Origin of the sequence: Caballeronia sp. INDeC2, assembly GCF_023631325.1 — a bacterium.
In the GTDB taxonomy this organism is placed as follows: Bacteria; Pseudomonadota; Gammaproteobacteria; order Burkholderiales; family Burkholderiaceae; genus Caballeronia.
Genome location: NZ_JALQDG010000007.1, coordinates 1 through 8,227, shown reverse-complemented (window position 1 = coordinate 8,227; position 8,227 = coordinate 1). Strand labels below are relative to the sequence as shown.

Below are 8,227 nucleotides of genomic sequence, written 5' to 3'. Positions count from 1 at the left end.
GTGTTCAACACGGCCGGCACGGTGCTGCACTGGAAGGCGACGGCGGCATGGGACTTCGCGGCGGGCTATAGCTACACTTGGGCGAGCAAGGCGAACGGCATCAACGACGCAGCGTCGTACCACCAGTTCAACTTGTCCCAGTACTACTCGTTGTCGAAGCGCACGGGCCTGTACGCGCTCGAAGCATTCCAGCGCGCGAACGGCAACACGCTGGCTGTTCCGACGAACACGTCGACGAACAGTCAGACCGCTGCGAACGCAACGATCGGCGATGGCTTCCAGGGCGCACCGTCGGCATCGCGCAGCATGTTCGCGGGCGGCGTGGGTATCATCCACCGCTTCTAAGCGACGCTTCGCGGCGTGATGCATTAGACATTACGCATGTTGTATGCAAAACCCGGACGCTTTGCGCGTCCGGGTTTTTTTTCGCGCAGCGCAACACTATGCGTCAGATGAACATCCCGCCCGACACCTCGACGCGCTGCGCCGTCATCCAGCGATTGCCGTCCGAGAGCATCGCCACGATCGCACCGCCGATATCGTCCGGCAAACCCGCGCGCCCGAGCGCCGTGTTGTCTGCGATGAACCGGTTGGTATCGTGATCGTCGCGCACGACGCCACCGCCGAAGTCCGTCTCGATCGCTCCCGGCGCGATGGTGTTCACCGTGATGCCGTGCGGCCCGAGCTCTTTCGCGAGATAGCGCGTGAGCACTTCCATGCCGCCTTTCATCGCTGCATACGCCGCAAACCCCGGCAACGCGAAACGTGTGAGCCCGCTCGACACGTTCAGAATCGCGCCCTCCTCATGGAGAAAGGGCAGGAGCGTCTGCGTCAGAAAGAACGGTCCCTTTAACTGGATGTCGACGAGTTCGTCGAACTGCGCGGGCGTGGTTTCGGCGAAGAGCGCACGAATGCCGATGCCCGCGTTGTTCACCAGAAAATCGAAGTTCTCCCGTTCGAACGTGTCTTCGAGTGTCTTGCAGAGCGCGTCCCCGAAGGCCGCGAAGGTATCGCAGCGGGCGACGTCGAGCGCGAGCACGGCCGCCTTGCCGCCGGCGTTGGCGATTTCATCGACGAGCGATTGCGCGGCTTGCGCATCGCGCTTGTAGGTGCCGATCACGCCGCATCCGTGCTGCGCGAGTTGCAATGCGGCGTTTCGCCCGAGTCCGCGGCTCGCGCCGGTGATGACCGCGACCTTGCCGCTCATGGTTGCATTCACAGTGACAGCTCCTTTGTTTGCGTGCCCGATGATTCAATGTAGGACGACCCGGCACGCGCAGGAAAGGCATGTCGATGCTGCAATGCACAGGCGGCGGGCGCGGACCTTGCTGCATCGTTTCGATCGATGCCCGCCCCGGAGAACCGCACCATGGCCGATCGTGAAAGCACGGAAGACAAAACAGAGCCGCCCGCGAGCTTCGAACGTCCGTTCAGGCTTTTCGCGGTCGAGGAGCGCGTGCTCGCGCAGAACGTCGACGGCAAGGTGATCGACATCGGCGCGATGGCTTCGAAGAACGGACAGTTCTGCGCCTGCATGGATTCGGGCGATATCGCGACCGAGCCGAAGCGCAGCGAGGAACTTGCGTTGAAGGCGCTCGTCGGCAAGCTGTCGTTCGATTATCTCGACGGCCTTTTTACGAGCGAGCGCGAAGCCGAAGTAAGCGGGCGTCTGCAGGATTACCCGAGCGTCGAGTTCGAGCTCGACGAGACCTGAGCGCCATTGCGCGGCATCGCCGTCCTCGCGGTGTTCTTCGCACTCGCGGGTGGATCGCCGCGCGGGAATATCGCGCCGACGAGCCTGTCGACGAAAAAGAAGAACTTGTCCGACGCATAGCCCGCGACGAACGCGATCGCGAGCGGCGACACATCCTTGCCGCCTTCGAGCAGCTTGCTAAAAAGCCCGATCGAAATGCCGACGATGATCGCGCTCGTCACGTGCGCGCGATTGGCGACCTTCGAGTGCTCGGGATGGAATGTGCTGGCCGCCGAATCGGCGGAGAGTTGCCGCAGGATCGCGGCGCACGCGCCGAGCCATGCATAGAGCACCGGCAAAAGAAAGCCCGTCACCGCGCCGACGATCGACAGGATGATGTCGTTCGCATACAGCGCCATCGCGCGAATGTCCTGATACACCGCGATCTTCTGAAAGCCTTGCGCGACCGCGTCGATATCGGTGGGCGGGTTGATGTCGCCGGGTTCGGCATTGGGCTTCGCAAGCAGCGGCAGCGTGATTTCCAGCACTTTGCGCGCGACGTCGGGATTGCATTGCCAGTCGCCGCTCGCCACCTTGCCGTCGTAATACTTCGGCGAATGCGACGTGCGATACGCGCCCTGGAAATTGAGCACGTTCTCTTCGGCGTCGCAGGGCGCTTTATAAGGACTGCGTATCGCGCCGAGGCCGAGACTCGTCGTGAAGGCGCTGATGCGCGATACGTCGGCGAAAAGCTGGCGATTGTTGGTCGCAAAGCTCTGCAACTCCTCCTTGATCTGCAACGCGGGCTGCGAGTTCTGCAGCGCGATGACGGCGGCGGCGTCTTTCTTTCGGTCGGCATCGGCGATCGCGACCGCATGCGCTTGCAACTGGTTGTGCAGCGTGAGCGCGGCGGCATCGTTTTCCTTGACGACGGTCGCGATATCCGTCGACACCTGATTTGCCACGAAGAGCAGACATGACAGCGACACGACTAAGAGCGTCAGCGCGATCGCCGAATGCGTGTAGATGCGGATCGCGCGGCGTGCGCCTCGCCGCGCTTCGTCGCCGGCCGTCTCCGCGACGACTGGCGTCACCGCGTGCGCGATGCGGCTCATCGCCGCGTAGAACGCGCTCTCGATCTCGGGATTCCACGTGTGGTCCTGCTGCGCGACGCGCGCCTTCGACATCGCTTCGATATCGTGTTCGTCGAGCGGCTTGCCGTTCTGCGCGCCGTAAGAAACCATGTCGCGACAGTGATCGAGATCATCGACGATGCGCGGCCCCGGATATTGCACCGATGCCGCGATGCGGCTCATCGCGCCGTAGAACGCGCTGCCGATCGCACGGCTCCAGATGCCCTGATCGAAGGCGGCCCGCGCGCCGCGCACGGCATCGACGTCGGTCTTTTCGAGGATGGTTCCGGTTTCGGCCGCATGCGAGATCAGCGCCTCGCACGTGGCGATATCCGACGCCGCGCGCGGGCCGGGCTCGCCGTCGCTGAAGCCGTCGTCGTTCGTGCGGGCGTCGATGTCGATATCGGCAGGCGCGCCATGCCCGCTGAATTCCGTCGTCGTAGTCGTGCTCATGCCGGTCTCCTCGTGTCCGGGCGGAGCAAAGGCTGCGGGCGGACGTCGGCCCGGGCCGCGCGCCTCGGGCAGATGGTTTCACATGCAACTACTTACGCGCGGTCACTGAAGCGATGCGTCGAAATCTGCGATTCGTTTGCATCGCAAACGTTTGGTAGACGAATTCTATGCATCGTTTTTTGGCGATGCGTGCGTGCCTGCGCACACAATTCGGAAATCGATGCGGATTCCTGAATTATTTTCCGGCCGGCAGCGCTTTCAGCTGCGCGACGAGCGCCGGATACATGTCGAGAAAGCCGGGCGCGTTGATACGTTCGAGGAGGCTCGGGTCGATTGTTTCATTCAACGCGGTTCCCGCCATGCGCGGTTCCTTCTTGCATACGGCCTGAAGAAACGGATGATGCGCGGTGAACTCCGTGTACGAATCGATAGGCAGAGACTGGAACGCTTGCGGCGGTATCGGGATTGGCCCGTCGATCGAAAGGCCGTGCTCCGCTGCCTTTCTGCGCAGCCACTCCGCGGGAATGAGCGGAAGCAGATCCTCGGGCGTGCGCGGCGGCGTTACATAGCCGCCGCCCACGTTCGCATGCGCGCCCGCGAACCAGCGTTGTTCGAGCGGCAGATTACTACCGCGTGTGTCGGTGCCGGGCGTCCACAAGGTCGGCTTGTAGAGCGAGCGAAATTCGTTCGCGGCGATCGCGTGATAAGCCGCCTTGGTGCTGTTCGAAAGCGTCGTGTCGTGGAACTTGTAGTAGCTCGAAAAGCCCGGCACCGGTACGCCGTCGAGCGGAATGCCGAGCTCGCCGACGGTATCCCATACGCCGATGAATTCGACATCTACTTCGCGCGTGAACTGCTTGCGAAACTCGACGACCGATTGATCCGCGGGTCCGACGTCCTTGTCGCGATAGATGCCATAAGCCTGATCGATCGACTGCGGGCTCCAGTCGTTCGCGAGCCCGCATTTGCGGACCAGCCCGGCCAGGCTGCGCGCGGAATAGGCACCACGGCTGAAGCCGAAGATATAGATCTTCGCATCGGGCGTGTAGCGCTGACATAGCCACGCGTAGCCGCTTTTGATGTTCTCACTGAGACCATCGCCGAATGCGCCGCCGAGAAACTTGTTCGCGAGCGAGAAAAGCCCGTTGCCTTGCGTGCCGACGCCGGGCACATAAAAGGTTTCCTGCTGGTCCGTTTCGGGCGCGAGCTTGTAGAGCAGATAGGCGTTGGTGCGGTCGTTGGGCTCGTTCCACGTGCCGTCGAAGAAAATGGCGAGATTCATGAGCGCGCGGTCTCCGTGTCTTTGGTCGATGCGGCGCCGGTATGACAAAAGACGCCCCGAAGTAAGGAATAGGTAATCCGCGCGCCGTGCGCAAGCACGCGCACAGTGCAAAGCGCCGCTCATGCGATGCCGTGCTGGATTTTGGCGGAAAGACGAGGGATGCCAAGGGCGATGACGGGAGCGCACGCCGCGCAGCTTTCACGCCGATGTGCGATCCTAGTCTCGCGGCGGCACTCGGGGCCTGCCGCCTTCAATCGCGGGGTGAATCATGAAAAGAACGCCTTTCGCCACGGTCATTGTCCTGGCGGCAGCGACGCTTGCCGCACCTGCTTTCGCACGCGACGACGGGCCGCGCTTCGCACAGGACCGGCTCGATGCGCTCGTCGCGCAGCATAAGGAAGCGAATCGTCATATCGCTCAAGCGCCTTCGCAGGAACAACGCGCTCAGTCGAAGGCGCAACAGCGCGGCGCTTCGTAAGCTCGATTTGCTTGCGGCCTGACGAAGCACGTCGGGTCGCGAAGTCGCCTCGATAAACCGGCGTGCAACGCGCCGGAAGCGGTCGTTCGCGCTCAAAGGTATGAAATTTGCGACTTCGGCCCGGATGTTCCGCGGCCGAACGCCGACGATCCGCCTTTTCACCTTCATACAGAGCCATGACAAGGAAAGCCTTATCGATTGCGATTCTCTCCGTCTCCTTTCTCGCAGCAGGCTGCGCGGGCATTGGCCCGGGCCGCCTCAAAGCCGATCAGGTGGATTACGCCCGGGCGCTCGGCGATGCGAAGAAGCGTGAAATTCTTGCCGCGATCGTCGGATTGCGTTTCGCGGACGCGCCATCGTTTCTCACCGTGAGCAGCATCATCGCCGCCTATACGTTCGATACCACGGGCGGCGTCGTGTTCAATGCCGGCTCCGGCGCGCAGCCGAACTATGCGCAGGCGACCGGCAGCGTCTCCTACTCGAATCATCCGACGTTCACGTTCACACCAACCACCGGCGATGCCTACGCGAGCGCCTACATTCGTCCGCTTTCTCCGACGCTCGTGATGCCGCTCGCCGAAAGCGGCATTCCGATCGATTTGCTGTTGCGCATCACCGCGCAATCGATCAGCGGCTTGCAGAACGGCAATGCATTGGGCGGGCCGAATGCATCGGGGTCGCCCGAGTTCTTTCTGCTGTTGCAGGCATTGCGCAGATTGCAACTTGCGGGCGAACTCAACATCGAAACGCGCAACACGGATTACGACAAGAGCGACAAGAGCAAGAAAGGCAACAGCGCGGATAAGGGCGGCGTCTTCATCACGCTCGGCGCGACGCGCAGCGGGTCGAACAAGGAAGTCGTCGAAGACTTGACGCTAGTGAGAAAGCTCCTGCACCTCTCGCCGAAGATGAAGACTTACGAGATCGTCTATGGACAGTCGTCGGAGCAGAACCGCGTTCCGATGGTCACGCGCTCGGTGCTCGGCATCCTCACCGATCTCGGCGCGCAGATCGCCGTGCCTGACGAGCAGGTGGGCAGTGGTGCGACCAAGCCGAGCATCGGGCTGATCGGCGGGGAGACGCGGCCGACGATCATCGTGAAGGTGGGCGAGAAGGTGCCGAAGGACGCGTATGTAAGCGTGCTCTACGACAAATCGCAGTATTGGATCGATCGCGGCGACTTCGATTCGAAATATGCGTTCACAGTCGTGCAGAATTTGATGGCGCTCGCGGAAGTTACGGATACGGCGAAGTCGCCGGTGGTGACGATTCCGGCGAACTGAGTCTCCTGGTCGCGTTGCGGTCCTTTCTCGCGTTCGCGGACGAAGGGCCGTGACTTCGATGATCCGATTGAAGCTAGGTGATTACGCCAGAACCGCAATGATGTCCGCCACATCCAGGCTCGATGAAGCCGCGCGCGTATGGTGCTGTCAGGCCAGTAGATGGAGCCGGCGGATTGCGCGGGGCATAGCGAGACGTTCGCAGAAGCGCTTATGCGATACGGTGGAATGGCGCTATGCGTGGAGTCGGTTACGGCGCCGGGACACTGAGGCTCGATCGCCGGGATGGCCCGAGAGTCAAGCAATTCGGTCCAATCATCGCGGCTTCACTCTCTGTTCACGTTGAGGCAACGACGGGCCAACGCCGCCCGGTATTCAACATGTCGAATGCAAAATGCCATCGTGCATAACGCACGTCGTATGCAAAACGCAAAATGGCGACATTTTATGGATGTCGCCCTTTGCGCTAAAGCTGGAATGTTTAGGCTTGCGATGCCGTCCGCTTACTGGCCGAAGTAAGTGCCGAGCGCGCGTGGTTGAGCGCCGATCGTGCGGCCCGATTGCGAAGAGCCGTTAGCGACCGAACCATAGTCGCTCGATTGCGCCGGCGCTTGCGCGAGTTGCTGCGCGCTCACGCGAGCTTGCGCTGCCTGGATGTTCGACGGATACGACGGATCGCTGATATTCGGGTTGTAACCAGCCTTCTCGAGTTGAACGAGCTCGGCGCGAACTTGAGCGCGCGAAAGCGGCGCATCCGATTGTTGCGCGAACGAAAGGGCAGGAACTGCAAGAGCAGCGGCGACGGCGACTGCGGAAATGAACGTCTTCATGGTGACTACCTCCGATTCGGATATCTGATCGTGCTGCCGGTCTGTCTTAAGCAGCTTGTGAACGGAGTGTAAAGACGCGTGTTCCGAAGATCATTCTCGTTTCCGTTGAATGATCTTTGTCGATATAGGAATAATTGCGTCGGCGCCTGGTTGCATTCAGTGAAAGTGGCTGCGCGATGACGCCGAGACAGGCTCTGCCGTATATGCACCGCATCATCAGTGCTGCGCTTTCTTTACCGATCTCGTAAATTTCCGGTGAAGGACCATCGGCGGCTGTACACCTCGACTTCGGTCGTCCGCTCGGCGTGCGTCGAATCATCAAGCGCGCCGGGCTTCATCGAATAACGGGGAGAGCCGATCATGAAATCGTAGGTCAATGCAGTCATCGCAGCCGCCATCGTGTCCGCGCCGCTTCCATCGTTCGCGCAATCGAGCGCTCGTGACTCGCGCCGAAGTCCGCGGCGAACTCGTCCAAGTCGAAAAGGCCGGTTATTCGCCCGTCGCGGAAGACGCGTCTTACCCTGCAAAAACTGCAGGCAGCCGAAACGCGCGTCGCCGATGCGCGCGTCGCTCAGGCGCAGGCGGAAGGATTTGGTTCGTCGACGGACGCGGTTTCGCAATCCGGCCATGCAAGCAAACGGGTCGACCCGCAGGGTGTGTTCTTCGGGCAGTGAAGCATTTCTGGATAGCCAGCGATTCGCCCGCCTGACGCGCCGCATCTGGTCGATTGCATCCAAAGCTCAAAATACGCGTCGCGGCGCGGCTTACGGAAATGTGGACGACCTCCGCCGGATTACCGGTGTAGGAAATACGGAACCCGGGTTAACGCGACACTATCCTGCCGAGATAGTTGCAAGCAAAATTAATCAACCGGACGGTCGGTTAATCGCTATACTCGCTCCATCGCATCTCAAAAAAGACGGCGGAGCCTTGCATGTACACTCAATCCCTCGACCTCCCCAGCCCTACGCAAGCCAGCGAAGCGCCCGCATCAGCATCCACCCCCGAACAGACCCGCTTCGACGCCGTAATGCAAGCCGACGGCAAGATCGAACCGCAGGACTGGATGCCCGACGCC

8 protein-coding genes and 2 pseudogenes are annotated in these 8,227 nt (G+C 61.4%); 5 read left to right on the top strand and 5 right to left on the bottom strand.

From position 1 onward, the window contains the following. Positions 1 to 345: pseudogene (locus NCS28_RS07325) on the top strand (porin); the annotation flags it as partial. A gap of 103 nt (positions 346 to 448) precedes the next feature. On the opposite strand, the gene NCS28_RS07320 reads toward NCS28_RS07325, so the two are convergent. Continuing rightward, on the bottom strand, positions 449 to 1,207 hold the full coding sequence (locus NCS28_RS07320) for an SDR family NAD(P)-dependent oxidoreductase (RefSeq protein WP_250513199.1): 759 nt from the start codon (positions 1,205 to 1,207) through the stop codon (positions 449 to 451). Positions 1,208 to 1,369: 162 nt separating this feature from the next. Here NCS28_RS07320 and NCS28_RS07315 point away from each other — a divergent pair, with 162 nt between their 5' ends. Beyond that, complete coding sequence (locus tag NCS28_RS07315; protein WP_250513198.1) at positions 1,370 to 1,714, top strand: hypothetical protein; 345 nt, start codon at positions 1,370 to 1,372, stop codon at positions 1,712 to 1,714. On the opposite strand, the gene NCS28_RS07310 is transcribed toward NCS28_RS07315, so the two are convergent. Then, positions 1,678 to 3,279, bottom strand: a complete 1,602-nt coding sequence (locus tag NCS28_RS07310) for a hypothetical protein (RefSeq protein WP_250513197.1) — start codon at positions 3,277 to 3,279, stop codon at positions 1,678 to 1,680. The genes NCS28_RS07315 and NCS28_RS07310 overlap by 37 nt on opposite strands. A gap of 235 nt (positions 3,280 to 3,514) precedes the next feature. Further along, positions 3,515 to 4,561: a T6SS phospholipase effector Tle1-like catalytic domain-containing protein gene (locus NCS28_RS07305; protein WP_250513196.1), complete on the bottom strand. Its 1,047-nt coding sequence runs from the start codon at positions 4,559 to 4,561 to the stop codon at positions 3,515 to 3,517. A gap of 268 nt (positions 4,562 to 4,829) precedes the next feature. On the opposite strand from NCS28_RS07305, the gene NCS28_RS07300 reads away from it, so the two are divergent. Both NCS28_RS07300 and NCS28_RS07295 read left to right on the top strand, forming a co-directional pair. Further along, complete coding sequence (locus tag NCS28_RS07300; RefSeq protein WP_250513195.1) at positions 4,830 to 5,039, top strand: hypothetical protein; 210 nt, start codon at positions 4,830 to 4,832, stop codon at positions 5,037 to 5,039. A gap of 176 nt (positions 5,040 to 5,215) precedes the next feature. Next, entirely contained in the window at positions 5,216 to 6,322 is a 1,107-nt protein-coding gene (locus NCS28_RS07295; protein ID WP_250513194.1) for a hypothetical protein, read from the top strand. 500 nt (positions 6,323 to 6,822) lie between these two features. Here the strand turns inward: NCS28_RS07295 and NCS28_RS07290 are convergent, their stop codons facing one another. Together NCS28_RS07290 and NCS28_RS33525 are read right to left on the bottom strand one after the other, a co-directional pair. Continuing rightward, positions 6,823 to 7,149 (bottom strand): DUF4148 domain-containing protein, encoded by a 327-nt coding sequence (locus NCS28_RS07290; RefSeq protein WP_250513193.1) that lies wholly within the window; start codon positions 7,147 to 7,149, stop codon positions 6,823 to 6,825. Between the two features lie 233 nt (positions 7,150 to 7,382). Beyond that, on the bottom strand, positions 7,383 to 7,886 hold the full coding sequence (locus tag NCS28_RS33525) for a hypothetical protein (protein ID WP_502801162.1): 504 nt from the start codon (positions 7,884 to 7,886) through the stop codon (positions 7,383 to 7,385). Between the two features lie 197 nt (positions 7,887 to 8,083). Here NCS28_RS33525 and NCS28_RS07275 point away from each other — a divergent pair. Beyond that, a pseudogene (locus NCS28_RS07275) lies at positions 8,084 to 8,227 on the top strand (1,2-phenylacetyl-CoA epoxidase subunit PaaA); the annotation flags it as partial.